The 25,650-nt window shown below is 65.1% G+C and carries 22 protein-coding genes; 12 read left to right on the top strand and 10 right to left on the bottom strand.

The genetic code is table 11. The features are described from left to right. Nucleotides 1-66 precede the first annotated feature (66 nt). Nucleotides 67-5,544, top strand: a complete 5,478-nt coding sequence (locus JLZ96_RS21920) for a carboxyl transferase domain-containing protein (protein WP_032389984.1) — start codon at nucleotides 67-69, stop codon at nucleotides 5,542-5,544. A 140-nt stretch (nucleotides 5,545-5,684) separates the two neighbouring features. On the opposite strand, the gene JLZ96_RS21915 is transcribed toward JLZ96_RS21920, so the two are convergent. The 4 genes from JLZ96_RS21915 to JLZ96_RS21900 form a co-directional block, all read right to left on the bottom strand. Continuing rightward, on the bottom strand, nucleotides 5,685-5,900 hold the full coding sequence (locus tag JLZ96_RS21915; protein ID WP_032383864.1) for a hypothetical protein: 216 nt from the start codon (nucleotides 5,898-5,900) through the stop codon (nucleotides 5,685-5,687). Nucleotides 5,901-5,999: 99 nt separating this feature from the next. Beyond that, a complete protein-coding gene (locus JLZ96_RS21910; protein ID WP_201011269.1) occupies nucleotides 6,000-6,875 on the bottom strand; it encodes a pseudouridine synthase in 876 nt (291 codons plus the stop codon). 3 nt (nucleotides 6,876-6,878) lie between these two features. Beyond that, a complete protein-coding gene (locus tag JLZ96_RS21905) occupies nucleotides 6,879-7,721 on the bottom strand; it encodes a rhodanese-related sulfurtransferase (RefSeq protein ID WP_048315819.1) in 843 nt (280 codons plus the stop codon). A gap of 18 nt (nucleotides 7,722-7,739) precedes the next feature. After that, nucleotides 7,740-9,392, bottom strand: coding sequence for an alkaline phosphatase (locus tag JLZ96_RS21900; RefSeq protein WP_201011239.1), 1,653 nt, complete (start codon nucleotides 9,390-9,392; stop codon nucleotides 7,740-7,742). A gap of 127 nt (nucleotides 9,393-9,519) precedes the next feature. On the opposite strand from JLZ96_RS21900, the gene JLZ96_RS21895 reads away from it, so the two are divergent. Together JLZ96_RS21895 and JLZ96_RS21890 are read left to right on the top strand one after the other, a co-directional pair. Next, nucleotides 9,520-10,992, top strand: a complete 1,473-nt coding sequence (locus JLZ96_RS21895; protein ID WP_201011238.1) for a cryptochrome/photolyase family protein — start codon at nucleotides 9,520-9,522, stop codon at nucleotides 10,990-10,992. 278 nt (nucleotides 10,993-11,270) lie between these two features. Further along, nucleotides 11,271-12,698, top strand: coding sequence for an HNH endonuclease signature motif containing protein (locus JLZ96_RS21890; protein WP_201011237.1), 1,428 nt, complete (start codon nucleotides 11,271-11,273; stop codon nucleotides 12,696-12,698). A gap of 150 nt (nucleotides 12,699-12,848) precedes the next feature. Here the strand turns inward: JLZ96_RS21890 and JLZ96_RS21885 are convergent, their stop codons facing one another. Continuing rightward, nucleotides 12,849-13,910, bottom strand: coding sequence for an iron-siderophore ABC transporter substrate-binding protein (locus tag JLZ96_RS21885; RefSeq protein WP_201011236.1), 1,062 nt, complete (start codon nucleotides 13,908-13,910; stop codon nucleotides 12,849-12,851). A 101-nt stretch (nucleotides 13,911-14,011) separates the two neighbouring features. On the opposite strand from JLZ96_RS21885, the gene JLZ96_RS21880 reads away from it, so the two are divergent. Together JLZ96_RS21880 and JLZ96_RS21875 are read left to right on the top strand one after the other, a co-directional pair. Continuing rightward, nucleotides 14,012-14,836 (top strand): SDR family oxidoreductase, encoded by an 825-nt coding sequence (locus JLZ96_RS21880; RefSeq protein ID WP_201011235.1) that lies wholly within the window; start codon nucleotides 14,012-14,014, stop codon nucleotides 14,834-14,836. Continuing rightward, nucleotides 14,833-15,327 carry an SRPBCC family protein gene (locus tag JLZ96_RS21875; RefSeq protein WP_201011234.1) on the top strand — a complete coding sequence of 165 codons (495 nt, stop codon included), beginning with the start codon at nucleotides 14,833-14,835 and terminating at the stop codon, nucleotides 15,325-15,327. Before JLZ96_RS21880 ends, JLZ96_RS21875 begins: the two co-directional genes overlap by 4 nt. A 3-nt stretch (nucleotides 15,328-15,330) precedes the next feature. Here JLZ96_RS21875 and JLZ96_RS21870 read toward each other — a convergent pair whose 3' ends face one another. Further along, on the bottom strand, nucleotides 15,331-15,840 hold the full coding sequence (locus tag JLZ96_RS21870) for a DinB family protein (RefSeq protein ID WP_027497983.1): 510 nt from the start codon (nucleotides 15,838-15,840) through the stop codon (nucleotides 15,331-15,333). A gap of 97 nt (nucleotides 15,841-15,937) precedes the next feature. Here JLZ96_RS21870 and JLZ96_RS21865 point away from each other — a divergent pair, with 97 nt between their 5' ends. Then, nucleotides 15,938-16,972, top strand: coding sequence for an NADPH:quinone reductase (locus JLZ96_RS21865; RefSeq protein ID WP_201011233.1), 1,035 nt, complete (start codon nucleotides 15,938-15,940; stop codon nucleotides 16,970-16,972). 1 nt (nucleotide 16,973) lies between these two features. Here JLZ96_RS21865 and JLZ96_RS21860 read toward each other — a convergent pair whose 3' ends face one another. Beyond that, nucleotides 16,974-17,447, bottom strand: coding sequence for a phosphoribosyltransferase (locus JLZ96_RS21860; RefSeq protein ID WP_027497985.1), 474 nt, complete (start codon nucleotides 17,445-17,447; stop codon nucleotides 16,974-16,976). 84 nt (nucleotides 17,448-17,531) lie between these two features. On the opposite strand from JLZ96_RS21860, the gene JLZ96_RS21855 reads away from it, so the two are divergent. The 3 genes from JLZ96_RS21855 (at nucleotide 17,532) to JLZ96_RS21845 (ending at nucleotide 20,226) form a co-directional block, all read left to right on the top strand. Then, nucleotides 17,532-18,200, top strand: a complete 669-nt coding sequence (locus JLZ96_RS21855; RefSeq protein WP_081371415.1) for a class I SAM-dependent methyltransferase — start codon at nucleotides 17,532-17,534, stop codon at nucleotides 18,198-18,200. Nucleotides 18,201-18,210: 10 nt separating this feature from the next. Then, a complete protein-coding gene (locus tag JLZ96_RS21850) occupies nucleotides 18,211-18,573 on the top strand; it encodes a VanZ family protein (RefSeq protein WP_201011232.1) in 363 nt (120 codons plus the stop codon). 153 nt (nucleotides 18,574-18,726) lie between these two features. Further along, nucleotides 18,727-20,226 carry a stealth family protein gene (locus tag JLZ96_RS21845; protein WP_176457011.1) on the top strand — a complete coding sequence of 500 codons (1,500 nt, stop codon included), beginning with the start codon at nucleotides 18,727-18,729 and terminating at the stop codon, nucleotides 20,224-20,226. Here JLZ96_RS21845 and JLZ96_RS21840 read toward each other — a convergent pair. Further along, the gene (locus JLZ96_RS21840; protein WP_027497988.1) at nucleotides 20,223-21,134 is read right to left on the bottom strand and encodes a phosphodiesterase; all 912 of its coding nucleotides are present in this window, start codon (nucleotides 21,132-21,134) and stop codon (nucleotides 20,223-20,225) included. The genes JLZ96_RS21845 and JLZ96_RS21840 overlap by 4 nt on opposite strands. A 158-nt stretch (nucleotides 21,135-21,292) precedes the next feature. Between JLZ96_RS21840 and JLZ96_RS21835 the strand changes: the two genes are divergently transcribed. Further along, the gene (locus tag JLZ96_RS21835) at nucleotides 21,293-22,102 is read left to right on the top strand and encodes an alpha/beta hydrolase (protein WP_201011231.1); all 810 of its coding nucleotides are present in this window, start codon (nucleotides 21,293-21,295) and stop codon (nucleotides 22,100-22,102) included. Nucleotides 22,103-22,171: 69 nt separating this feature from the next. On the opposite strand, the gene JLZ96_RS21830 is transcribed toward JLZ96_RS21835, so the two are convergent. Together JLZ96_RS21830 and JLZ96_RS21825 are read right to left on the bottom strand one after the other, a co-directional pair. Continuing rightward, entirely contained in the window at nucleotides 22,172-23,299 is a 1,128-nt protein-coding gene (locus JLZ96_RS21830; protein WP_201011230.1) for an acyl-CoA dehydrogenase family protein, read from the bottom strand. 16 nt (nucleotides 23,300-23,315) lie between these two features. Continuing rightward, the gene (locus JLZ96_RS21825; protein WP_027497991.1) at nucleotides 23,316-24,491 is read right to left on the bottom strand and encodes an acyl-CoA dehydrogenase family protein; all 1,176 of its coding nucleotides are present in this window, start codon (nucleotides 24,489-24,491) and stop codon (nucleotides 23,316-23,318) included. 78 nt (nucleotides 24,492-24,569) lie between these two features. Between JLZ96_RS21825 and JLZ96_RS21820 the strand changes: the two genes are divergently transcribed. After that, complete coding sequence (locus JLZ96_RS21820; RefSeq protein WP_032392500.1) at nucleotides 24,570-25,124, top strand: histidine phosphatase family protein; 555 nt, start codon at nucleotides 24,570-24,572, stop codon at nucleotides 25,122-25,124. Between the two features lie 14 nt (nucleotides 25,125-25,138). Next, nucleotides 25,139-25,621, top strand: coding sequence for a RidA family protein (locus JLZ96_RS21815; protein WP_032371653.1), 483 nt, complete (start codon nucleotides 25,139-25,141; stop codon nucleotides 25,619-25,621). Nucleotides 25,622-25,650 lie beyond the last annotated feature (29 nt).

Genomic DNA, 25,650 nt, shown 5'->3' with positions numbered 1-25,650 from the left:
GCCGGACCCACCTCCCATCGAGTGCACAGACGCGATGTGCGCCTACACCGAGCGAAGAGAGATACGTTGTTCAAGCGGATTGCAGTAGTCAACCGAGGCGAGGCAGCAGTACGGCTGATCCGAGCCGTCCGAGAGCTCAACGCCGAACACGATTACGGCATCCGCACCGTAGCGCTGCACACCGAGGCCGAGAAGCGGGCCATGTTCGTCCGCCTGGCCGACGAAGCGGTCACGCTGCGTAAGCCTGCGAGCGGTTCGGCCTACCTCGATTACGGCGTGCTGGAAGCGGCACTGGTGGAATCCGGGGCCGACGCCGTATGGGTCGGCTGGGGCTTCGTCGCCGAGGACCCGACGTTCGCCGACCTGGTCGCCCGCTTGAACATCACCTTCATCGGCCCGTCCGCGGACGCGATGCGCCTGCTGGGCGACAAGGTCGAGGCCAAGATTCTCGCCGAGAAAGTCGGCGTTCCCGTTGCACCGTGGTCCGGCGGCCCCGTCGAGACCCGCGCCGACGCCCGTCGGCACGCCGCGGCGATCGGCTACCCGTTGATCATCAAGGCCCGCTCGGGCGGCGGTGGCCGCGGTATCCGCAAGGTCTTCCACGAGGACGAACTCGAACTGTCCCTCGAACGCACCCAGGGTGAGGCCGAGCGCTCGTTCGGCGACCCCGTCGTGTTCCTCGAGCGTCTGGTCACCGACGCCCGGCACGTCGAGGTCCAGGTCATCGCCGACAGTCACGGCAACGTGTGGGCCCCCGGTGTGCGCGACTGCTCGATTCAGCGTCGCAACCAGAAAGTCATCGAGGAGTCCAGCTCCCCGCTGCTGACCAAGGAACAGTCCGATCAGCTGCGCACGGCCTCGGCCGAGCTGGTCAAGGCAGCCGGATATCAGGGCGCGGGCACCGTGGAGTACCTCTACCAACCCGAGCAGAAAATCTTCACCTTCCTCGAGGTCAACACCCGCCTCCAGGTCGAGCACCCGATCACCGAATACACCACCGGCATCGACCTGGTGAAGCTGCAGATCCTCGTCGCCGACGGCCAGGCACTGCCCGGCGACTGCCCGCCCGAGTTCGGTCACGCCGTCGAGGCCCGCCTCAACGCCGAGGACGCCGACAACGGCTTCGCACCGGCCCCCGGCACCGTCGAGCTGCTCAAGTTCCCCCTCGGCACCGGCATCCGCGTCGACACCGGCATCGCCCAGGGCGACGTCATCCCACCCGACTACGACTCCATGGTCGCCAAGGTCATCGCCTGGGGCCGCGACCGCAGCGAAGCGCTGGCGAGACTGCGCAACGCACTGCGCGAGACCACGGTCGTCATCGACGGCGGCACCACCACCAAGTCGTTCCTGCTCAGCCTGCTCGACCGCGAGGAAGTCATCTCCGCCTCCGCCGACACCGGCTGGCTCGACCGCACCGAAGCCGGTTCCCAGGTGGGGCCGACCGCCGTCGCCGACATCGCCATCATCGCCGCAGCGATCGACGCCTACGACGCCGAAGAAGGCCGCGAACGCACCTCGTTCCTCAACTCCGCACGCGGCGGGCGCCCACGCGCGACACACGCCATCGGCCGAACCGTCGAGCTGAACTACCAGGGCCAGGCCTACAAGCTCGAGGTCGGCCAGACCGGTACTCACCGCTACAGCATCGAGAGCGACGGCATCGGCGAACTGCAGGTCGACGTCGAGCGCCTCGGCACCTACGAGAGCCGCCTCGTCATCGGTGACCGCCGCTACCAGGTGGTCACCGTCGCCGGAGCCGCCCACTTCCTCGTCGAGGTCGACGGCATCAGCCATCAGATCTCCCAGGACGAGGCCGGGCTGGTCCGCGCGCCTGCACCCGCTGTCGTCGTCGCCGTCCCGGTCGCCGTCGGCGACGAGGTCGAAGCAGGACAGACCCTCGTCGTCCTCGAATCGATGAAGATGGAAACTGCCGTCCGGTCCCCGTACGCGGGCACCGTGCGTGAGGTCCTGGCCTCGGTCAACGGACAGGTCGACGCGGGAGCTGCACTGCTGCGCGTCGATCAGGCCGGAGAACAGAAAGTATCCGAGCAGGCACCTCGGGTGCAGTTCCGTGGCGTCGACGACGCCGCGCAGCGCTCGCCGCAGCGTCGCGCACTGGATCGGCTCGACGAACTTGCAGCCCTCATCACCGGCTTCGACGTCAGCGGTGCCCGGGCTCGAAACCTGTTGTCCACCTACGAGACTCTGCGTGCCGAGGTGCCACGCGACGATTCGGAGCTGGTCACCGCCGAACTGGCGTTGCTGAACACCTTCGCCGACATCTGCGAGCTCTCCCGCAACCGTCCGACGATGGACGAGGAGAACAACGACGAGCGAGTCCACTCCCCCCGCGAGCACTTCCACTCGTTCCTGCACTCGCTCGACGCGGACGTCCAGGGTCTGCCGGAGTCGTTCCGCGCCAAGCTCACTCGCGCGCTCGCGCACTACGACGCCGCCATCGACGAGGGCCGAACCCCGGCTCTCGAAGAGGCCGTCTACCGTGTCTTCCTCGCCCTGCAGCGCATGGAGAACCAGGTTCCGGTGATCGCGGCCCTCCTCGGCCACTGGCTCAGCGACTCCTCCGCCCAGCCCGAGGCCACCCCGGCCATGGCCGAGGTACTCGAGCGCCTCATCGGCGCCACTCAGGCCCGCTACCCCGTCATCGGCGACGTCGCCCGCAACCTGCGCTTCCGGTTGTTCGACGAGCCGCAGATCCGGATCGCGCGCGAGAAGGTCTACGACGGTGTCCGTGGCAGCCTGCAGTACCTGGCCGAGAACCCCGACGCAGCCGACTACTCGGCTCGTGTAGCCGCTCTCGTGGCGACACCGGAACCGCTGATCGAGCTTCTGGCACAACGGATCACCGATCCCGGTGCTCTGCTCGAGGTGATCACCCGTCAGTACTACGAAATTCGCACCCTCGAGGATGTCAAGGCCTTCGACCGCGACGGTAAGCACTTCGTTACCGGCAACTTCGAGCTCTCGGGCGAACGACTGCATCTGATCTCGACCGCGACGGACTTCGATTCCCTCGCAACGACTCTCGACGCTGTCGAGGACATCGCCGGCCCGTCGCCGGAAAACCTGGCCGTCGACCTGTACCTGTCGTGGCCGGACGCCCCCGCCGACGGCGACGTGCTCTCGGCCCGTCTGCAGGAAGTTCTGGCCGCCCACTCCGGGTCCGGCCGCTGGCGCCGGGTCACGGTCACCGTGTTCGGCGCGGTCACGCGAAAGATGACGTACCGCCGCACCACGGTCGAGGGATCCGAGCCCCTCGCCGAGGACACCATCATCCGGGACATGCACCCACTCACCGGTCAACGACTCGACCTGTGGCGACTGAAGAACTTCGACGGAGTTCGCCTGCCCGCCAGCGCCGGGACCTACCTGTTCCACCTGACGTCCAAGGCCAACCCGTCGGACGAGCGACTCGTCGCCCTCGCCGAGATCCGCGGCATCACAACACAATTGGACGACGCCGGAAACATCGTCGCCGTGCCGGAGATCGAACGAACCGTCGCAGCCTGCCTCGACGGCATCCGCCGCGCACAGGCCGGACGCGGCAAGAAGCGTCTCGACGCCAACCGCGTCGTGCTCTACGTCTGGCCGGTACTGAACGTGCCCGCCGACCGCATCGCCACCATCGCCCGGCACATCGCGCCGCTGACCATCGGAGCCGGACTCGAAGAGATCACGCTGATCGCACGCCTGGCCGAAACACCGGGCGCGACGCCGCGCGAGGTGGCTCTGCGCCTGTCGTACCGGTCCGGTGCCGGCATCGTCGCCAAGGTCACCCCGCCGCCGACCGAGCCGATGCGCCCACTGGACGAATACACCCAGAAGGTGCAGCGGTCCCAGGCCCGCGGCACCGTGTACCCGTACGAGCTGATTCCGTTGCTCAGCAGCAACGGCGGCACGTTCACCGAGTACGACTTCGACGCAGACGGCGTGCTCGCCCCGGTCGATCGTCCCTACGGCCGCAACTCCGCGGGCGTCATCGTCGGTGTGGCCACCACCCCGACCGCCAAGTACCCCGAGGGCATCACCCGCGTCGCACTCTTCGGTGACCCCACCAAGGCGCTCGGCACCGTCGCCGAGGCGGAGTGCTCGCGGATCGTTGCGGCCATCGACCTCGCCGAACAACTCGGTGCCCCCGTCGAATGGTTTGCATTGTCCTCCGGCGCAACGATTTCCATGGAATCAGGCACCGAGAACATGGACTGGGTCTCGCGCGGACTGCGCCGCATCATCACCTTCACCCAGGCCGGCGGAGAGATCAACATCGTCGTCGCAGGCATCAACGTCGGCGCGCAGCCGTACTGGAACGCCGAAGCCACCATGCTCACCCACACCAAGGGCATCCTGGTGATGACCCCCGACAGTGCGATGGTGCTCACCGGAAAGCAGTCCCTGGACTACTCCGGCGGCGTCTCGGCCGAGGACAACTTCGGTATCGGTGGCTACGACCGCGTCATGGGCCCCAACGGCCAGGCGCAGTACTGGGCACCGAACCTGCGGGCCGCATGCGACATCCTGTTCGCCCACTACGATCACGCGTATGCCGCACCGGGAGAACGCTTCCCACGCCGTGCAGCCACCGCCGATCCCACCGAGCGTGACGTGCGCACCTACCCGCACGTGCACCCGTCCAGCGACTTCACCACCGTCGGCGACATCTTCTCCTCGGTCACCAACCCGGACCGCAAGAAGCCGTTCGACATTCGCACCGTGATGCGCGCCGTGGTCGACCAGGACCACTCGGTGCTCGAGCGGTGGGCCGACATGGCCGACGCCGACACTTCGGTGGTGTTCGACGCCCACCTCGCCGGAATCCCGGTCAGTGTGATCGGTATCGAATCGCGAGCCATCCCCCGCAAGGGCTGGTTCCCGTCCGACGGCCCCGATCAGTGGACCTCGGGAACCCTGTTCCCGAACTCGTCGAAGAAGACGGCACGCGCCATCAACGCTGCCAGCGGAAGCCGGCCGATCGTGGTGCTGGCCAACCTCTCCGGCTTCGACGGATCACCGGAATCGCTGCGCAACATCCAGCTCGAATACGGCGCCGAAATCGGCCGCGCCATCGTCAACTTCGACGGACCGGTCGTGTTCTGTGTCGTCTCGCGCTACCACGGCGGCGCGTTCGTGGTGTTCTCCGGAGCACTCAACGACAACATGGAGGTCCTCGCGGTCGAGGGCTCCTTCGCCTCCGTACTCGGCGGTGCCCCGGCAGCCGCAGTGGTGTTCACCCGCGACGTCAACGCCCGCACCGCAGCGGACGCCGACGTCAAGGAGCTCGAAGCACGACTGAACGCAGCCGAGGACGACGCCACCCGCTCGGCTCTGCGCGTCGAGCTGGCCACCGTGCGAGCGAACGCCCGCAACGCCAAACTGGGTGAGGTGGCAGCCGAATTCGAGGCCATCCACAACATCCAGCGCGCACAGAGCGTCGGATCGGTGCACCACATCGTCCCCGCTGCCGAACTGCGACCGCAGCTGGTCGCCGCCGTCGAACGCGGAATGGCGCGGTCGCTGGCCAAGTAGGGCTCAGGCTCCACGCACACGCGCGCGCGTTTGCTGGATGCGAGCGGAATGGTTACCTGTTCCGCGAGCGTCCGGCGAACGCGCGCGCGTTTGTCGGTGCAGGGGGGTTTGTCGGTTGGGGGTTCAGTACAGGGCGTGCGCTACCAGTAGGTCACGTCCGTTGCGACGATTCCGGTGCACTGACCGGTGAAGATGGTCACCGAGCAGGCCTCCCACAACCGGGACAGATCCGAGAACAAGCTCGACACTCCGTTCGCGCTACCGGTGCTCGCGCTTCCGGTATCGGCCACGGCTACCGCCGGCGACGCTATAGCGATGACGGCAGCTCCCAACACAACAGCAATACGACGCTTCACGCAGTTCTCCTCTGTTCTTCCATCGGACATATCTGCTCGTCACGCTAAAAACCTCGCGCCCGAATTGTCACCATCGTCCGAACGAACGATTCCTGGGCGTCAGAGCTGGAGTTCTCGGGCGCTCGCGAATCGCCGCTGTTCGCCGGTCAGCGGGTCGGTGAAGTCCAGTGCCCGGGCCAGGAGTTGCAACGGCCGAGTGAAGTCGTCGGCGGGAGTCGATGTGTACACCGGATAGTACGGATCGTTGACGATGGGAATCCCCAACGACGACAGATGGATTCGCAGCTGATGGGTCTTACCCGTCTTGGGGAAGAGTCGATAGCGGGCGAGGTCGCCGAAAGTGTCGATGAGCTCGATTCTGGTTTCACTGTTCGGCTCCCCCGGCTCCTCGTACGCCGTCATGACACCGTGTTCCTTGAGGATCCTGCTCTGCACGAAGCACGGAAACTGCAGTGCTGCATCGAATTCCGCGACGGCCTCGTATTCCTTGGTGACGTTGCGCGTCGAGAAGAGTTCCTGATACGGCCGTCGGGCATGCTTGGTCTTGGTGAAGAGCAGCACTCCAGCGGTGGCGCGATCGAGTCGATGCGCGGGCGTGAGGTCGGGGCAGTCGAACTGCTTGCGCAGCCGCACGGTCGCGGTTTCGGTGACGTGCCGACCACGCGGGATGGTGGCGAGGAAATGTGGCTTGTCGACCACCAGCAGATTTTCGTCCTCGTGCAGGATGCCGATCTCGAACGGCACCGGAACCTCTTGCGCCGGAACACGATAGAAGTACACCAGACTGCCGGCGCGGTAGCGAGTGTCCAAAGTTATGGGCCGACTCTTCTCGTCCACCAGTTCGGCGTCGCCGATTGCCCGACGCCAATCGTCGTCGGGCATCTCACGTTCGAGATATTCGACGATGGTCGCGGACGGATCACCATGCGGTAGAAGCAGTCTCAGAGGCGCGAGACCGTCTCGAAAAGGCAGCATCACTCAGGCGCAGTCGAGACAGATCAACCGCAAACCACGGCCGGCATCACCGTCGAAGTCCTGGTAACGCGACGTCGGGTTGCCGCACGCACTGCAGCGACCGATGACGGCGGTGTGGTCGGAGAAGTTCTGTGCCATCCGCTTGTCGAAGACGAAGAGCGAGCCCTCCCAGAGCGCGTCGTCGCCGAAAGTCTCTGCGTACCGGACGATTCCGCCGTCGAGCTGATAGACCTCCTCGAACCCGCGAGCCACCATCAACGAGGACAGCACCTCACACCGCACTCCCCCGGTGCAGTACGTGACCACCGGGGACTTCTTGAGATGGTCGTAGGCACCGGAATCGAGCTGCGAGACGAAGTCCTTCGTCGTCTCGACGTCGGGCACCACCGCGTTCTTGAACTTGCCGATCTGCGCCTCGAACGCGTTGCGGCCGTCGAAGAAAACCACGTCGTCACCGCGGGAATCGACGAGCTCGTGCACCTGCTGCGGGCTCAGATGAGTGCCACCGCCGACCACGCCGTCGGTGTCGACCTTCAGTTCCCCGGGGGCTCCGAACGTGACGATCTCGTCGCGCACTCGCACGCTCAATCGCGGAAAGTCGTTGCCGAGGCCGTCGGACCACTTGATGTCGGCCGACTTGAAGGCCGGATAGCTGCGGGTGCCGCGGACGTACCTCTTGACGTCGTCGACGTCGCCGCCCACCGTCGCGTTGATGCCGTGTTCGGAGATGAGGATGCGTCCGGTCAGGTTGTTGGACGCGGCCAGCGTCTGCTGCCACAGCCGGATCGCCTCGGGATCTGGCAGCGGAGTGAACACGTAGAACAGGACGATTTTCGGTACAGCCACGCCGTCCAGTATGGCGGGTCAGCCCAGTGGCGGTGCCGCCGCCCGAAGCCGCTGGGTGCCGGAGTCGACGGTGTAGCCCGCTCCCCAGTACACGCCGGTCCGCGGATCCTCCTTGGCGGTGAGGAACCAGTGGTCCATCCGAGCCGCCGTCTTGGTGACCTCGAAGACGCCGAAACCGTGACTGTCGAGATCGACGAACTTCACGTGCTGGTTGAGCGCCTTGAACGCTTCCTCGGCGACCCGGCCCAGCGTGTGCGGCGGAGTGTGCGTCAGATCGTCGATGTTGGCCGAGCTCACCGAGGTGACGACGAGCTCGGTGGCAGCCGGTTCCGTCGTTGCGTAGTGCGCTGCGTCGAGGGGTACCTCGCAGGCCCAAGCGGAGTGGATGTCGCCGGTGATGAAGACCGTGTTGTCGACGCCTGCGTCCACGATCGCACCGAGCAGCTTGCGGCGGTCGGCCGTGTATCCGTCCCAGGGATCTGCGTTGTAGGGCAAGCCGCCCTCCGGGATTCCGAGGAGCGAGGTGACGGCCTTGGCTGCGTCTCGATCGAGCGGTGGGATCAGAGTGGGCGTGATCATCACCGGGTTGCCGACGATCTTCCACTGCGTCGGCGACGACACGATGCCGTCGGTGAGCCACTGCATCTGCTCGGCACCGGTGATGGTGCGGTTCGGTGAATCGACCTCGGGGCCGTTGAACGGCAACACCTGCTGCGAGCGGTAGGTGCGCAGGTCCAGCATCGAGAGTTCGAGCAAGTTGCCGAACCGCAGCCTGCGGTACAGGTGACGGTTGGTGGCAGTGCCTGCTGCGCGGACCGGCATCCACTCGTAGTAGGCCTTCTCGGAGTTGGCCTTGCGCGTGTACCAATCGCCCTCGGTGGCCGGCGTGTGGTTCTCGGCGCCGCCGTCGTACGCGTCGTTGGCCGACTCGTGGTCGTCCCACGTGCAGATCCACGGAACGTCGACGTGGGCGGCCTGCAGATCCGGGTCGGACTTGTACTGACCGTGCCGCTGGCGGTAGTCGGCAAGGGTGACGATCTCGTGGGTGGGCGAATGCTGCCGGACGACGCCGTCGCGCCCCGGAAAGCCGCCCGTCTCGTACTCGTAGATGTAGTCGCCGAGATGGACGATGGCGTCGAGGTCTCCCCTGGCTGCCAGGTGACGATAGGCACCGAAGTAGCCCGACTCCCAGTTGGAGCACGAGACGACGCCGAAACGCATCGCAGAGATGTCGGCATCGTTGGCCGGGGCGGTGTGCGTGGTCCCGACGGCCGACGCCGCGTCGTTCGTGCGGAAATCGTAGAAGTACGTGGTGTCTGCGCTGAGGCCGTCGACGTCGACCTTCACGGTGTGATCGGCGTCGGGGCCGGTGGAGACGGTTCCGGAGGCGACGACGCCGCTCATGTCTACGTTCCGGGCGATGCGCCAGGTCACCGATACCTGCGGGCCGACGCCGGAGCCCGGGGTGGCGTCGGGCGTGGGGGTGATGCGGGTCCACAGGATGATCGCGTCGGGCAACGGATCTCCCGATGCCACCCCGTGCAGGAAGCCTCGATCGCTGCCCTGGGCGTGGGCGACCGCGGGCAGTGTCGTGACGACTCCGGCCACGGCAACAGCGACCGACGACGAGCGAAGAAACGTTCTTCTGGACAGCGCAGAATCAGCGGGCATCGGGTCAGTCCATGCGATGGATCGTCGGTGGTCAAGTAAGGCGCGCCTGGGTCGGCCACAGTGTTCACCAGCCGGCCATGCTGCGGACGCTGGTTTGCCGTCGTCGCTGCGGGAGCACACTCCGAGAATGGACGCTCTGTGGTTGTTCGGTGATCAGCTCGGCCCGCACTTCCACTCCGTGGACGAGCATGCCGAGCGAGACGTGCTGATGATCGAGTCCCGGCGCGTGTTCCGCCGTCGGCGATACCACCGACAGAAGCTCCATCTCGTGCTGTCGGGGATGCGTCATCTGGCCGACGAACTGGGTGATCGCGTCACTTATCTGCAGACCGAGACGTATCGCGAAGCCCTGGCCGAGTACGGCAAGCCCGTGGTGGTGTTCGAGCCCACCTCGCACGCGGCGGAGAAGTTCGTCGCTGCCTTGCACGAGGAGGGTCTGGTCTCGGAAATTCTGCCGACGCCGATGTTCGCGCTCCCCCGGGCCGAGTTCGCCGACTGGGCGGCCGAGCGCGGCACCTTCCGCATGGAGACGTTCTACCGCGAGCAGCGCAAACGATTCGATGTACTGATGGACGGTGCCGACCCGGTCTCGGGCAAATGGAACCTCGACGCTGAGAATCAGTCGCCACCCCCGAAAGGTCGGCTGACCCTGGGCGTGGAAGAACCATGGTGGCCGACCGAGGATGCCATCGACGACGAGGTGCGTGCCGATCTCGATACGTGGGAGCTGGACACAGTCGGAGTCGACGGGCCCCGAGTGTTCGCGGTGACCGCTTCCGAGTCCTCGGAAGCGTTGTCGCACTTCGTGAATTACCGCTTGGACGACTTCGGCAAATACGAGGACGCGGTGATGGCCGACGACTGGACGATGTCGCACTCGCTGTTGTCGGTCCCACTCAACCTCGGTCTGCTGCAGCCATTGGATGTGGCGCACGCCGCCGAGGACGCCCATCGCGACGGCACCCCGCTGGCGAGCGTGGAGGGATTCGTTCGTCAAATACTCGGTTGGCGCGAATACGTGTGGCACCTCTACTGGCATATGGGGCCGGAATACCTCGAACGGAACAAACTCGAAGCCCATGAGCCACTGCCGGATTGGCTACTCGAGTTGGACGGCGACGCCGTGGTGGCGAAATGCCTGTCCAGTACCGTCGACGGCGTACGCGACCGCGGCTGGGTGCACCACATTCCGCGGCTGATGATCCTGGGAAACTTTGCGCTGCAACATGCCTGGGACCCACGAGCGTTGACCGAGTGGTTCGCCACGGCATTCGTCGACGGATTCGCCTGGGTGATGCCGGTGAACGTCATCGGCATGAGCCAGCACGCGGACGGCGGACTGATCGCGACCAAGCCCTACGCCTCGGGCGGGGCGTATCTGAACCGCATGACCGACTACTGCGGCACATGCGAATTCAATCCGAAAAAGAGGCTGGGTGACGACGCCTGCCCCTTCACCGCCGGCTACTGGGCCTTCGTCCACCGACACCGCGAGATGCTGGCACTGAACCACCGCACCGCGCGACAAGTGTCGTCGATGAACCGATTGAACGACCTCGAGCAGGTGCTGGAACAGGAACGTCAACGCGAGGTGTACTGACGCGCCCCGGCAAATTGTGCACGGCCGGACCCTGTCGAGTGGTCTCTGTTGGTATCGACTGCGCAACGCGCACCACTATTACTGAGGCGCTGACACGGGAGCCGGCCGTGTTCCACAGCTCCTGTCGCCGCAGAATGGCGGCCTGGTGCGATCGTCGGGGAGATCGAGCCTCTACCACGGACCACTGACAGGTTTCGGTTCCCGAATCCTTATGCAGGGCAATAGTTTTCGATTGCACCATCATTGTGTATCGAACACACGTTCGATACACTTGGTCCATGACGACGGAGATCTGGCAACTGAGCGAAAGCGAACTCCTCGCCGACGCTGCTGATGTCTCCCACCGAATCCAACTGCTCGAAGCCCGGCGGATCGCCCTCGTCGCCGACATCGACATTCGCGTCAGCCGGGAGAAGCTCGGCTTCCCCGGCCCCGCAGGGTGGCTCACCTCCACCACCCTCCTCACCCCCAGCAAAGCCACCAAGATCGTTGCCCTCGCCCGCGGACTGAAGAACTTCCCCGACATCGCCGACGCCGTCAACACCGGCGTCATGTCCGTCGACCACGCCGCCCTGATCCTCACCTTCGCTGAAACACCACCGAAGAACCTCCCGCAAGAGGGTCGCGACATCGCCCGCACCGCGATGATCGCCGCCGCCACCGGGCCTGGGGCACGCACCGACAAGATCCGTGAAGCGATCACCAAACTCGAAGACACCTACGGCAGCGACAAGCCGCCCCCTGAGGACACCGACCGCAACGAACTGTTCGCATCGAAGATGCTCAACCAACGCCTGTGCCTCAAGGCCGACTTCGATGCCGTCACCGCAGAAAAGCTCTTCACCGCACTCTCACCGCTGACCGAACCTCGGCCCGCAGCCGACGGCACCCCCGACGAACGCAGTCCTGCGAGGCGACGCGCCGACGCATTCGGGCAGATCCTCGACCACTACCTCGCCTCGAAGGATCGCCCCACCGAAGGCGGAGAGAGACCCCACATCAACCTCCACATCCGGTTGCAGGACCTCCAGAGCCTGAGCGGTCAGAACAGCGACGACATCACCGACGACGAAACCACCCGCGCTGCAGCAGAATCCGACAACGCCGATCCAGCCGACCCGGTGGACATCGACGCCGGCAACCCGATCCACTCCGACCCAATACGATCCGACCCGACCGAGTCGGACGCGGCGAATGAACTCGAGACCGACAGCGCTGCCGGACCGAGCCCGGATCGCGGCGCGTATCGCGACTTGTTCGGTGACGGCACGTCGGTCGGGTGGCTACCGTGGATGGGACCCCTCTCCCGCAACACCTCTCGCCAACTCGCCTGCGATTGCCTTCTCACCGCCATCGTCATGGACGAGAACGGCAACCCACTCAACCTCGCCCGCACCGCCCGTACCGTCACCGCGAAACAGAAACGCGCCTTGACGGCCCGCGATCACGGCTGTGCGTTCCCCGGCTGCGGAAAACCCGCCGCCTGGACCGAAGGTCACCACATCTGGCACTGGGCCGATGGTGGCCCCACCGACATGAACAACCTCGTCCTCCTGTGCGGATTTCATCACCGACTCATCCACCACTCCGATTGGGAAGTGTTCATCGGCAGCGATCAACACCCCTGGTTCGTACCCCCGGCATCCGTCGACCCCTACAGACAACCCCGACAATCCCACGCCCGAGCCGGCCCCCACATCGCATAACCACCTGAACGCACACCAGCCCCGCACCGAGAACACGGTGCGGGGCTGGAAGAGATTGCTCAACAGATTGATTCGAGTAGACCGCCGTGGGCTTTCTGCACCGCCTGCGACTCGATGGGGTCGAGATCAACCGTCTCTTCTACGCTCCGCTCAATTGGTCGAAGACATGCCGGCGTCGACCTTCGCAACAGCCTCGTCGATCATCGGCACGTAGCGCTCGAGTGCCCACGGCACTGTCAGCGGGTTGATGATCGACGACCCGGTGACGAAGGACTGATCCGTCGGCGCAACGACCGAACCGCGGGACACGGCCGGAATCTGCTTGTACGCAGGCTGATTTTCGGTGTCGGTGCGGTTCTGCGGATCGGAGTAGAAGGTGAAGATCAGATCGGAGTCGTTCAACAGATTCGCGTTCTCCAAGCCGATCACGGATGAGTCGGTGCCCTCAGTCTCGTCGAGCGTGTTCACCACCGGATCGACCTGCAGCCCGAGGCCGCGGACCATCGCGACGCGCTGCTCGTCGGCGAGGAACACTCCGAGCGTTCCGGGGCCGGTGTTGTAGATGTAAGAGAAGCTCACGTCCGAATACTCGGGGTGCTGGGCGGCAGCGTCGGCGAAGCGGTCCTCGATCTTGTCGATCTCATCCGCCGCCTTCTGCTCCTCGCCCATGGCCTTGCCGATGACGGTGATCTGGTCCTGCCACGTCGTGGTCCACGGCTTCTCCTCGTAGGCGACCACCGGGGCGAAGGCACTGAGCTTGTCGAACTGATCCTGCGTGACGCCGGACCACGGTGCCAGAATCAGATCCGGTTCGAGAGCCGCGACGGCCTCGATGTTCAATTCGGTTCCGCCCGTGAACTGCTGAGGAAGCTCGGCACCCAATTCGGTGACCGCGTCGTGCACCCACGGGAGGTAGCCGGTGTTGTCGGCACCCCAGGAATACTCCTCGACGCCCACCGGGACGGTACCCAACGCGATCGCCGTTTCGGCCGAGCCCTGGCCGAGCGTCACGATGCGCTCCGGCTTCTCGGCGATGACGGCCTGACCCAGCGCCGAATCGATGGTGACGGCCGCGAAGTCGCTGCCCGCCTGTGGTTCCTCAGCGGTATCGGTACTCGAACACGCACCGACCACAAGGGCCGACACCGTGAGCGCGGACAGCAGGGTTGCGCGGCGCGCAGTCCGTCGACCGGTCGGTGAAACAGAGAACATGGTTACCTTTCGACAAGCAAAGGGACTTTAAAGTAACCCTAGGCTAACCTCTCATCCGGATTCAAATGCGTTGCACAGCGGGCGTTCGCTACGGTGGGGGCATGAGCCTCCCTCGCCCCGCACCCGACCGGACTGCCGTCGTGACCGGAGCGTCTTCCGGAATCGGTGCCGCCATCGCTCGCGAACTCGCCTCCCGAGGTCACGGGGTCACCCTCGTCGCCCGCCGCGCCGACAAGCTCGACGAGCTTGCGGACGAGCTCCGCTCGCGGGGAGTTCGCGCAGAGGTGCTCGCAGCAGACCTGTCCGATCGCACCGCCCGCGCCGAATTGCTCGGGCGCATCACCGAACTCGGACTGATACCGGACATCCTGGTGAACAACGCCGGGCTGTCGACGCTCGGCCCGGTCGTCGAATCCGACCCCGAAGCAGAGATGAACATGATCGAGGTCGACGTGGTTGCCGTCGCCGATCTCTGCACTCGATTCCTCCCCGGCATGACCGAGCGACGACGCGGCGCTCTGCTGAACGTGGCCTCCACCGCCGCGTTCCAGCCGCTTCCAGGCCAGGCCGGATACGGCGCATGCAAGGCGTTCGTCCTCTCCTACACCCAGTCTCTGACCGGAGAATTACGCGGAACGGGAGTGACCGCCACCGCGCTGTGCCCTGGACCGGTGCAAACCGGTTTCGGCGAGGCCGCGGGCTTCGCGAAAGACGACGCCGAGAAGGCACTGCCATCGATCATGTGGGTGTCGGCAGAAACGGTGGCCAAGACCGCCGTCGACGACATGGCCAAGGGACGGATGGTGTCGATCCCCGGGCCCGCCAACCGCATCGGATCGATCTTCGCCCAGATCACCCCGCGAACATTGTTGGTGCCCATGCTCACTCGTATTCATCCAGGCCTGAAGAACGGCGCATCCTCATGAGCCGCGAGTTCACAGTGTCCGACAGCGTCGTTGTCAACGCCGACGCCGACACCCTCTACGCTGCGATCAGCGACCCCACCAAGATGGGCCAGTGGAGTCCCGAAAATACCGGTGCCACTGTGCACGATCCTCGCGAGAGCGCCTACGTGGGAATGGTATTCGACGGAACCAACAAGCGCGGCCGGGCGAAGTGGATCACTCGCTGCACCGTGACCGCAGCCGACCCGGGCAAGACCTTCGAGTTCCGCGTCCACGCCATCGGCAAGAGCGCTCCGAAGATGAAGGGCGCGAACGCAACCTGGCGATACGACTTCGAGCCGGTCACGGGCGGCACAAAGGTCACCGAAACCTGGACCGACGACAGAACGAAATGGCCCGATGCCCTGGCGCTCGTGTTCGACAAGATCGTCACCAGCGGCAAGACGTTCCCGCAGTTCCAGCGTCGCAACATCCGAAAGACGCTGGAGAACCTGCAGAAGCGTTACGCCTGACGGCTATGCCTGCCGGGTGTACAGGCCGAGAACGTACGACGCCTGCCCGGCATGCTGAAGGTCGTCGGAGACCACGGACACCAGGCGCGCACCCAACGTGACCGGCGGATCCCAGTTCTCGTCGACGATTCGGTCCAGATCGTCGGTCGAGATACCGCTCAGGTACGCAACGGTTTTCGAGTGCACGGCGTCGTGGTATTCGCGCAACAACTCGGCGCTCGAGGTGACCTGAGCGACGTCGGAGGACGATTGGCCGTACCCGATGTCGGACTTGTCGAACGGCAATCCGAAACGCTCGAACCACGAGTCCGACGTCCAGACCTGTTCGCTCCCGGCCACACCCGCGATGTGGTCGTCCTGCACACGCGTCAGGTGCCACAGCAACCACGCGATGCTGTTGGCATCGGCGTCGGGCCGATAGGTCAACGCGGCAGCGGGGATGTCGTCCAACACCGAGTGAACGAGTTCCTTGATTCGACCGAATGCGTCGGTCAGCAGGTCGTTGTGGTTCATCGAGTACGCCTCTTTCGTCGAGCACTGATAGCCAGTCGTGCATACCCCGATTGCCGCGAAGGGAACATCGGCGCCCTCCAGGCGCGTTGAACCCGGTATGACTTCTCCAGCAATTGTGTACACCCGCACCGGCGATTCGTCCGTCCTCGAACCGAAAGATCGCGAGGTGACCGAGCCGGCCGCAGGCGAAGTGCGCGTGCGCGTCGTGGTCTCGGGCGTCAATCCGACGGACTGGAAGAACAGGACCGGTTCCGGACCGGGCGAGAAGCTGGCGTTCGACGAGGTGGTTCCGAACCAGGACGGTGCCGGAGTGATCGACGCCGTGGGCCCTGAAGTCGAGGGGCTGGCCGTAGGAGATCGCGTCTGGGTGTACCTGGCCCAGCATCAGCGCCCGACCGGAACGGCGCAGAAGTTCACCAACCTTCCCGCATCACGTGTGGTGGCTCTCCCCGACGGCGTCAGCTTCGACGTCGGCGCGAGCCTCGGCGTACCCGCGATGACGGCACACCGCGCACTGACGGTGTCCGAGGACGGCCCGTCTCGCTTGCATCCCGGCGCGTTGGAAGGCAAGTCGGTACTCGTCGCCGGTGGCGCCGGTGCCGTCGGCCATGCCGCGATCCAATTGGCCCGCTGGGCAGGCGCGACCGTGGTGACGACCGTCAGCGGACCGGAGAAGGGCGCACTGGCCACCGCTGCCGGCGCGCACCACGTGGTGAACTACAAGACCGGAGACGCCGCCGCTGACATCCGCGAATTGGTGCCCGGCGGAATCGATCTGGTGGTCGAGGTCGCTCCCGCACAGAACGCCGCACTCAACGCGGCCGTGGGAGCGAACCGAGCATCCGTAGCCGTCTACGCCAACAACGGCGGCGACACCATCACCCTCGACGTCCGGCCGAACATGGTGCTCAACACTCGCTACCAGTTCGTGCTGCTCTACACCGTGGGCGACGAGGCTCTGCGCAACGCCGAGGCGGACGTCAGCGCGGCGGCGGCAGCAGGTGTGCTGGAAGTGGGCGAAGCCACCGGCCTGCCACTGCACCGCTTCCCTCTGAGCGAGACCGCGGCCGCACACGACGCCGTCGAGAACGGAACCGTCGGCAAGGTGCTGATCGACGTCTCCAGCGAATAACTCAGGTGATGACCGGCAACGTGGACCACGGGAAATTGATCCACTTGTCGGTCTCTCGCCACGAGTAGTCCGGCTGCACAATGGTTCTGGGCTTGGTGTAGATCACGGCCGACCGCACGTCGGCCGTGTGCGCCTTCAGTAGATCGATCACCAGCGCCAGGGTGCGGCCGGAATCGGCGACGTCGTCGACGACGAGCAGCTTCTTGCCGACGATCGCGTCGGTATCCAGAAGTGGTTCGAGCACAACAGGATCGGGCAAAGTCTCTTCGATATCGGAGTAGAACTCGACGTTGAGGGTGCCGGCAGCCTTGACGCCCATGGCGTAGGAGATGGCACCGGCAGGGATGAGTCCGCCGCGGGCGATTGCGATGACGATGTCCGGAACGAACCCGTCGCCCACGATCTTCTTCGTCAGATCGCGCGAGGCGTCTCCGAAGGTCTCCCACGTCAGTACTTCGCGTTCCGGTTCGGTCATGACGGATTACTTTACCCAAGGCCTATTTTTGCCGAATGAGCAAATTCGTTTGCGCTCGGGGACGACAGCGGGCAGTCTCGAACCATGGCCGACCACACACCTGCGCACACTCATCCAGCCGACCCGACCCACCCGGAACCGGATTTCGAGAACGGTGCCTTCGACGAATCGTTCTGGGACAACCTCTACAACCAACGCACCGCCATCTGGAGCGGAAATCCCAACGCCGTGTTGGTACAGGAAGCGTCCGAGCTGATTCCGGGCCGCGCCCTGGACATCGGCTGCGGTGAAGGTGCCGACTCACTCTGGCTGGCCGGCGAAGGATGGAACGTGACCGGCGTCGACATCTCCGATGTGGCCCTGGGCCGCGCTCGCGCCGCACAGCAGGCACTCGGGTCACAGACGCTCGCGGTGGATTGGCGTCAGGAAGACGTACTGGACTGGACTCCCCCGGCCGCGGCGTTCGATCTGGTGTCGGTGCACTTCTTGCAGGTGCCGCCGGACGAATTAGAACTGACCACCCGCAGGTTCGCCGCGGCGGTCGCGCCGAAGGGCCGTCTACTGATCGTCGGTCACAGTCCCAGCGACAGCCACGCCTCGCAGCACCCGGCCAAGCACCGACTGTTCGCACCGGAACCGGTCGTCGCTGCGGCGGGCGACGGGTTCGAGGTGATCCACGCCGAACACCGCACCCGGACGACGCCGGACGGCGACGAGCGAATCGACACAGTGGTGGTGCTGCAGCGCCGGTAAACTCTTCGCAGTGATCTCGCAGTCGACGTACCGAATTCCCCTGGCCGTCACGTTCGTCGTCGCGCTGATCGTTCTCTTCACCCCCGCGTCCGGGGTGCCGTCCGGCTTTCAGCACAGCGACAAGATCATTCATTGCATCCTGTTCGCTGCTCTCGCCTACACCTCCCGACTCGCCGGCATCGGCTGGGTCAGCACCGCACTGTGGGCGTCGGCGTTCGCAGTGGTGTCGGAGTTCCTGCAGGCGATCCTGCCGCTCGGTCGCTCCGGATCGGCCGCCGACGCACTCGCCGACGCCGTCGGTATCGCACTGGGCCTGGTCGCAGCGAGCAGGGTTCTACCGCAGCGCGTCCGAAAGGCACCGCACCTGCACTAGACTGAGACGGCACCGGGGTTCCTCGGCCAGCGCGAACACTCCGGAAGGAACGTCATCACCTCGTCTTCTGCCCCGCACGATATCTACCTCGTTCCACCGGAGCACGAGACCAACGATGCCGTCACCCGAGAATCCGACGCTGCCGCCGCGCGCTTGAGCGAACGGTCCGACGTCGTCAGCCACGACGGCCGCTACGCACTGACCATCACCTCGACCACCCCGCACCAGGCGATGGTCGAAGATCTGCTGTTCGTGCGCGCCGTGCTCGACGCCGCGCGGATCAAGTACCTACTGGTGCGCGGCAACGACGAGCGTCCCGTCATCGCCATAGAACTGGCCGCTCGCGAGGCACTGACCACGGCCCTGGTGCATGCCTGCCGCGCCGAGCCCTTCTATTCCAAGACCGTCGACGCCCGCGGAAAAGCGGTACTGGTAGCCGATGGCACCTTGTCGCCGTCGTCGAACGCGCGCATCGTGCGGCTCTACCGCCCACGTGTCGAGCCGTTCAGCGGGCTCTACTACGGCGCATCGACCGCGGTGCAGATCGAGCTGTGGTCGTTCTCACCGTCCGAGATCGTGCTGCCGATCGAGAACTCGCTCACTCGCCGCAACATCCGGCCCGACGAGGCCGTCCGCGGCACCGTCGAGCGCTTCGGCCGAACCTGGCCGACCATCGAGAACATGTTCGCCGACCACGCGTCGGACATCAATTTCGACATCGACATCGTGTTCTCGTGGGTCGACGGTTCGTCCGCGGAATTCCAGGCTCAACGCGCCCGCCGGATGGCGAACTACGTCGTCGGCGAAGGCGACGATTCGGCCGCCCGGTACCGGCAGATCGACGAACTGAAGTACGCACTGCGGTCGATTCACCTGTACGCACCGTGGATCAGGCGCATCTTCGTCGCCACCGACTCCCCGAGGCCGGCGTGGCTCGCCGACCATCCCAAGGTGACGTTCGTGCCGAGCGAGGCGTTCTTCGTCGATACCTCCGTACTGCCGACGCACAATTCGCAGGCCGTCGAATGCCAGCTGCACCACATCCCCGGGTTGTCCGAGCACTTCCTGTACTCGAACGACGACATGTTCTTCGGTCGCCCCGTCAGCCCGTCGATGTTCTTCTCCCCCGGCGGAATCAGCATGTTCATCGAGGCGACGACGCGAATCGGATTGGGCTACAGCGACGCCGACCGCAGCGGCTTCGAGAACGCGGCACGCGTGAACCGTCGGATCCTGCAGGACCGCTTCGGGATGACGACCACCCGGCACCTCGAGCATGCGGCAACGCCGTTGCGCCGCAGCGTGATGCAGGAAATGGAGAACGAGTTCCCCGACGAGTTCGCCTCCACCGCTGCCAGTGCATTCCGCGCGAGTACGAACATCTCGGTCACGAATTCGCTGTACCACTACTACGCGCTGATGAGCGGACGCGCCGTGGTCCAGAAGGATGCGAAGGTTCGGTACATCGACACCACGTCCGTCGCGGGTCTCGAGTTGATGGAGAAGCTGCTGCCCAAAAGATCGGTCGACTTCTTCTGCCTCAACGACGGCAGCTTCCCGGAGGTCGACCTCGATCTGCGCACGCGCACCGTGACGCAGTTCCTGGACAAGTACTTCCCCATCGTCGCGCCGTGGGAACGCACCCCGAACTAGGCGTCGCTGAACAACTTTCGACGGGCGCTGTCGGCAATGGTCACTCCCGCTGCGTCGAGCCGGCGCGCGGTCTCCTCTGCCGACACTGCCTCTCCCACAGTGTCGTACGAGCCCGTCGGTACCACCGAATGGACGACGGTGTCGTCGTAGAGGTGAACCAGGTTGTAGCCCTGGGCTCCGTCGCGACCGCGTAACCCGCCGGCGGGAACATTGAGATCCTGGGTGTAGCACGTGGCCGACGCGACCGAGACGGGGATACCCGCGAACGTCGCTGTCGTCGAATAGTGCAGATGCCCTGCGAGTATCGATCTCACGTCGCTGCCGCGCAGCACGTCCGCCAGGCGCGGCTGATCGATGAGCTCGACCAGAACTGCGAGATCGAGCACGGTCGGTACCGGCGGGTGGTGCATCGCCAGAATCGTCCCGAACTCGGCAGGGGTTGCGAGAGTGTCTGCGAGCCAAGCCAATTGCTCGTCGGCGAGCTCACCGTGATGCTTTCCGGGGACCGTCGTATCCAGGGTGACGATGCGAAGCCCGTCGACGTCGTGCACGCGATCGATGGACTGCCCGCTCGGTTCCGCGTCGAGCAGGGTCCGACGGAACGTCGCGCGGTCGTCGTGATTGCCCATCGCCCAGACGATCTGCGCGCCGAGCTCCTCGGCCACCGGCTCGACCAGAGCGCGGAGCTTCTCGTAGGCACCCGCCTCGCCCTTGTCCGTCAGATCACCGGTGAACACCAACGCATCGGGCCGCACCCCCGAGTTCCGAACATCGGTCATCACTTGTTCGAGCCGCAACTCACTGTCCACGCCGCCGTACAAGCGACCGCCGCCGTCGACGAGATGCGTGTCGCTGATGTGCAACAAGCAGTGATGGGGACGTGGGTACTCGGCCATCCGAGACTTCATCGAACTCTCGCTCACGATCGGACCTACCGTTTCACGATCACCCGGTCGGGCGAACGCCACTGCCACAAGCCAAGCATACGAGCGTTCACTGAGAAAAAGCTGGTCGAATCCGGACGGTGAACACCGTGGAAACTCCTGGCGTGTGGCAGGTTGAGAACATGACGTCTTCCAAGTGGACCTCCCTGCTCGCAGCCGCGGCACTGACCGTGGGCACGATGCTCGGGATCGGGGTGGCTCCGGCCGCTGCGCAGGGCCTGCCGACCGTTGTCCTCGTGCACGGTGCCTTCGCCGACAGCACCAGCTGGGACGGTGTCGCGGCCGACCTACGCGGCCGCGGCTACCCCGTCGTCACCGCCGAGAACTCACTGCGCGGCCCGGCGATCGATGCGGCCTCGGTGACCGACGTCGTCGAGAACATCGACGGGCCCGTGGTGCTGGTCGGCCATTCCTACGGCGGCACGGTGATCAGCAACGTGCACGCGGACAACGTGGAGGCTCTGGTCTACGTCGCGGCGTTCATGCCGGTCGAAGGCGAACCCGTCGCACTCGAACTCGACCCGTTCCGATTCCCCGTGACGGCTCTGGTCCCACCGGTGATCGGGCTGTCTATCGTCGACGATTCGTCCAACCTGATCGGCAAGAACGTCGACTCGTACATCACGCCCGCGCTGTTCCGTCCGTTCTTCGCCCCCGACGTCACCGAGGAGCAGGCCGCCCGCATGGCCGCTCACCAGAAGACCATCGCTGCCGGTGCCTTGCTCGAACCGAGCGGTCCGCCGTCCTGGGCGCACACCCCGTCGTGGGCGCTGATCCCCCAGCAGGATCAGATCATCCCGACCTCCGCCGAGCGGTTCATGGCGCAGCGGGCCGGGGCCCGGGTGACCGAGGTTCCGGGCTCGCACGCGATCCTGGTTTCCAACCCCGCAGCTGTGGCCGACCTTGTGGTGCAGGCGGATTCGGGTAGCTGACGCGTCCGAGAGACGAGAACGGGCCCGACCACCTGGACGAGGTGGCCGGGCCCGTATCCTTTTACCGGATCAGATTCCGATGAGGTCGTGATCGGCGACCTTGTCCGACAGGATGCGCAGGTGCTCGTCGGCCCCACCGAGAGTGTGCTCGATGGCAATGAGCCGACTGGTGTAGTGCCCGACGGGATATTCGGCCGTGACGCCGATTCCGCCGTGCAGCTGAATTGCCTCCTGGCCGATCTTGCGACCGGAACGCGAGATCTGCAGCTTGGCGCGCGAGGCGATGGTCGTGTCGACATTGCCGTCCGCCAACGACATCGTGGCGTAGAGGCTCATGCTGCGGGCCAGCTCGAGTAGCACGTACATGTCCGCCGCACGGAAGGTGAGCGCCTGGAACTTGGCCAGCGGAACCCCGAACTGCTTGCGCTGCTTGAGGTAATCGGTGGTCAGCCGCAGCGCCTCCTCCATTGCTCCCACTGCCTCGGCACACAGTGCGGCCTGTGCGCGCACCTCGGCACCGGTGATCGCCGCGGCTGCGTTCTCGGCCGAACCCAGCGGTTCTGCAGCAACGTCGGAGAATTCGATCTGCGCGGCGCGCTGCCCGTCGTGGGTGGCGTACGACTTGCGGGTCAGCCCGGTCGCGTCGCCGTCGACGACGAACAATCCGGTTCCACCGCCGGGGAGCACGGCACTGACGACGATGACGTCAGCGCTGCCGCCGTGCGGAACCGGGTTCTTGACGCCGCTGATCGACCACGATCCGCCGTCCTCGGTCGCCGTGGTGGCAACCTCGACGTTCGGCCAGCGGCTGCCGGATTCGTTGTGCGCGAACGCCAACATCGACGAGCCCTCGGCCACGGGTGGCAGAAGTCGCTTGCGCTGATCGGCTGAGCCGAGCTCGGAGATGAGCCCGCCGGGCACCAGAACGGCGTCGAGAATGGGCTCCGGCGCGAGCCGTCGTCCGACCTCGGTCATGACCGCCATGATCTCCACGGGACCGGCGTCCATACCGCCGTCGTCCTCGCTGAACGTCAGACCCAGCAGACCGACCTCGGCCAGCTGCTTCCAGACGTCGGTGCTCCACCCCAGCTCACCGGCCACGATCTTGTTGCGCTTCTCGGTGTCGTAGGCGCGCGAGAGAACCTCACGGGTGGTGTCGCGCAGCAGTTTCTGCTCTTCGTTGAGTTCGAAATCCATGTCTTCAGATGCTCCCTTACAGTCCGAGAATCGCCGACGCGATGATGGTGCGCTGAACCTCGTTCGAGCCGCCGTAGATCGAGACCTTGCGATAGTTGAGGTAGTTCGGTACCGACCGCTGTGCCCAACCGTCGCTCTCGATGTCCTCGCCTGCCTCGTAGGGCAAGGAGTCCGGCCCGGCGATGTCCATCAGCAATTCGGTTGTGGTCTGCTGCAATTCGGAACCCCGCAGCTTCAGAATCGACGATGCCGGGTTCGGCTTGCCGTCGTCCGAGCTCGAGACCATCCGCAACTGGGTGAGCTCGAGGGCGAGCAGTTCGTTCTCCACCTCGGCAAGCTTGGCCGCGAACAGTGGATCCTCGAGCAGCGTCCCGGTGCCGACCTTCGTCTGCGCCGCGTGCTTCTTCGCCTGTCCCAGTCGAACTTTGGTGTGTCCGGCGCGGGCGACGCCGGTGCGCTCGTTGCCGAGCAGGAACTTCGCGTAGCTCCAGCCCTGGTTCTCCTCGCCCACGAGATTCTCGGCCGGGACGCGGACGTTGTCGAAGAACACCTCGTTGACCTCGACGCTGCCGTCGACCAGCTTGATGGGACGCATCTCGATGCCGGGGGTGTTCAGATCGATGAGCAGGAACGAAATTCCGGCCTGCTTCTTCGGTGCATCGGGGTTGGTGCGTACCAACGCGAAGATCCAGTCGGCGTACTGGCCGAGAGTGGTCCACGTCTTCTGGCCGTTGACGATGTAGTCGTCACCGTCCCGAATGGCGGTGGTACGCAGCGAGGCGAGATCCGAACCGGCCTCGGGCTCGGAGAACCCCTGACACCACCAGATGTCGAGGTTCGCCGTCTTCGGCAGGAACTTCTCCTTGATCTCCTGCGACCCGAACGTCGCAATGACCGGGCCCACCATCGACGCGTTGAACGCCAGCGGCTCGGGTACCGAGGCCAGCTGCATTTCGTCGAGCCAGATGTGACGCTGGACCGCAGACCAGTCGCGGCCACCGAACTCCGCAGGCCAATGCGGTACTGCCAGGCCGTTCTCGTTCAGGATTCGCATGGTCGTGACCACTTCGTCCTTGCTCAACTCCTGACCCGTCGCGTTCTTCTCGCGAATCTCGGCGGGGATCTTCGTGGTGAAGAACGTCCGCATCTCGTCGCGGAATGCGGCCTCTTCTTCTGTCAGGGCAAGATTCATCGACAATCCTCCGTGCTCGTTCGCTTATCTCGGTATCGACCGTACTCCCTGGTAACTCTGGGATATTCTCCGCTCACTATGACTTTTCTGGCGCTGGTTCGGCACGGTGAAACGAACTGGAATTTGCACGGCCGCCTGCAGGGCTCTTCGGACATCCCTCTCAACGACACCGGACGAGCTCAGGCCCGCGAGGCAGGCTACGAACTGGAGTTCCGTACGTGGGATCACCTGGTCAGTTCGCCGCTGGCGCGGGCCGCGGAAACCGCCGACATCATCGGGACCCATCTGGGCCTGAACCGAACCGCCGAATTCCCGGATCTGGCCGAACGTCACTTCGGTGACGCCGAGGGATTCACCGACTGGGACGCGTACTCGCATTGGCCGGACGGGCGATACCCGGGCCTCGAGCCACGATCGAATCTGATCGTCCGGGGCGTGCGAGCCGTCGACGAGATCGCCTCGCGCTACCCCGACTCCGCGGTGATCGCCGTGGCCCACGGTGGCGTCATTCGAGCCATCTTCGACGCAATCCGTCGACGACACTCACCCCGCATACTCAACGCCGGTGTGTCCACACTCGAACACGACGGCACCCGATGGACGGTTCGCACCATCAACGGCGTTGCGGTCTGACAGGATTTTCGTTCATGGAGATCGAACGTCGCATCGCCGAACTCGGCTTCGAGCTGCCCGGTGAACCGAGCGCACCACCGGGATTCGAGTTCTCCTTCGATTGGGTTCGCGTGCGCGGCAACCGCGTCTTCGTCTCGGGTCATTCGCCGCTCGCACCGGACGGAACCCTCGCCGGTCCGTTCGGTGCGGTGCCGTCCGAAGTCGACCTCGACGCCGCCACCGACGCCGCGCGTGACACCGCCCTCGCGGTATTGGGCAGCCTCGCCCGTGCCATCGGAGATCTCGATCGAATCAGCGCGTGGCTGACCGTCACCGGCTCGGTCAACGCCGATCACGGCTTCACTCAGACCACCACCGTCGTCAACGGGTTCTCCGATCTGGTGTTGGCGATCTTCGGACCCGAGGTCGGTGCGCATGCGCGGACTGCGCTGGGAGCGGCCGCATTGCCGATGAACAACACCGTCGTCGTGTCAGCGGAACTGGAGATCGACGGGTAGGTTTTTCTCCACTCGTCATTACAGCGAAA

Origin of the sequence: Rhodococcus sp. NKCM2511, assembly GCF_014905595.1 — a bacterium.
GTDB classification, from domain to species: domain Bacteria; phylum Actinomycetota; class Actinomycetes; order Mycobacteriales; family Mycobacteriaceae; genus Rhodococcoides; species Rhodococcoides fascians.
The sequence above is the reverse complement of the archived record's forward strand: the minus strand, read 5'-3'. Positions and strand labels throughout refer to the sequence as shown.

Bases quoted from the DNA above. Each gene is read 5' to 3' on its own strand.
- JLZ96_RS21865 (WP_201011233.1), top strand. From the start codon at position 15,938: ATGACTTCTCCAGCAATTGTGTACACCCGCACCGGCGATTCGTCCGTC.
- JLZ96_RS21835 (WP_201011231.1), top strand. From the start codon at position 21,293: ATGACGTCTTCCAAGTGGACCTCCCTGCTCGCAGCCGCGGCACTGACC.
- JLZ96_RS21840 (WP_027497988.1), bottom strand. From the start codon at position 21,134: ATGAAGTCTCGGATGGCCGAGTACCCACGTCCCCATCACTGCTTGTTG.
- JLZ96_RS21885 (WP_201011236.1), bottom strand. From the start codon at position 13,910: ATGTTCTCTGTTTCACCGACCGGTCGACGGACTGCGCGCCGCGCAACC.
- JLZ96_RS21880 (WP_201011235.1), top strand. From the start codon at position 14,012: ATGAGCCTCCCTCGCCCCGCACCCGACCGGACTGCCGTCGTGACCGGA.
- JLZ96_RS21870 (WP_027497983.1), bottom strand. From the start codon at position 15,840: ATGAACCACAACGACCTGCTGACCGACGCATTCGGTCGAATCAAGGAA.
- JLZ96_RS21825 (WP_027497991.1), bottom strand. From the start codon at position 24,491: ATGAATCTTGCCCTGACAGAAGAAGAGGCCGCATTCCGCGACGAGATG.
- JLZ96_RS21855 (WP_081371415.1), top strand. From the start codon at position 17,532: ATGGCCGACCACACACCTGCGCACACTCATCCAGCCGACCCGACCCAC.
- JLZ96_RS21910 (WP_201011269.1), bottom strand. From the start codon at position 6,875: ATGCTGCCTTTTCGAGACGGTCTCGCGCCTCTGAGACTGCTTCTACCG.
- JLZ96_RS21895 (WP_201011238.1), top strand. From the start codon at position 9,520: ATGGACGCTCTGTGGTTGTTCGGTGATCAGCTCGGCCCGCACTTCCAC.
- JLZ96_RS21890 (WP_201011237.1), top strand. From the start codon at position 11,271: ATGACGACGGAGATCTGGCAACTGAGCGAAAGCGAACTCCTCGCCGAC.
- JLZ96_RS21830 (WP_201011230.1), bottom strand. From the start codon at position 23,299: ATGGATTTCGAACTCAACGAAGAGCAGAAACTGCTGCGCGACACCACC.
- JLZ96_RS21860 (WP_027497985.1), bottom strand. From the start codon at position 17,447: ATGACCGAACCGGAACGCGAAGTACTGACGTGGGAGACCTTCGGAGAC.
- JLZ96_RS21820 (WP_032392500.1), top strand. From the start codon at position 24,570: ATGACTTTTCTGGCGCTGGTTCGGCACGGTGAAACGAACTGGAATTTG.
- JLZ96_RS21900 (WP_201011239.1), bottom strand. From the start codon at position 9,392: ATGCCCGCTGATTCTGCGCTGTCCAGAAGAACGTTTCTTCGCTCGTCG.
- JLZ96_RS21815 (WP_032371653.1), top strand. From the start codon at position 25,139: ATGGAGATCGAACGTCGCATCGCCGAACTCGGCTTCGAGCTGCCCGGT.
- JLZ96_RS21875 (WP_201011234.1), top strand. From the start codon at position 14,833: ATGAGCCGCGAGTTCACAGTGTCCGACAGCGTCGTTGTCAACGCCGAC.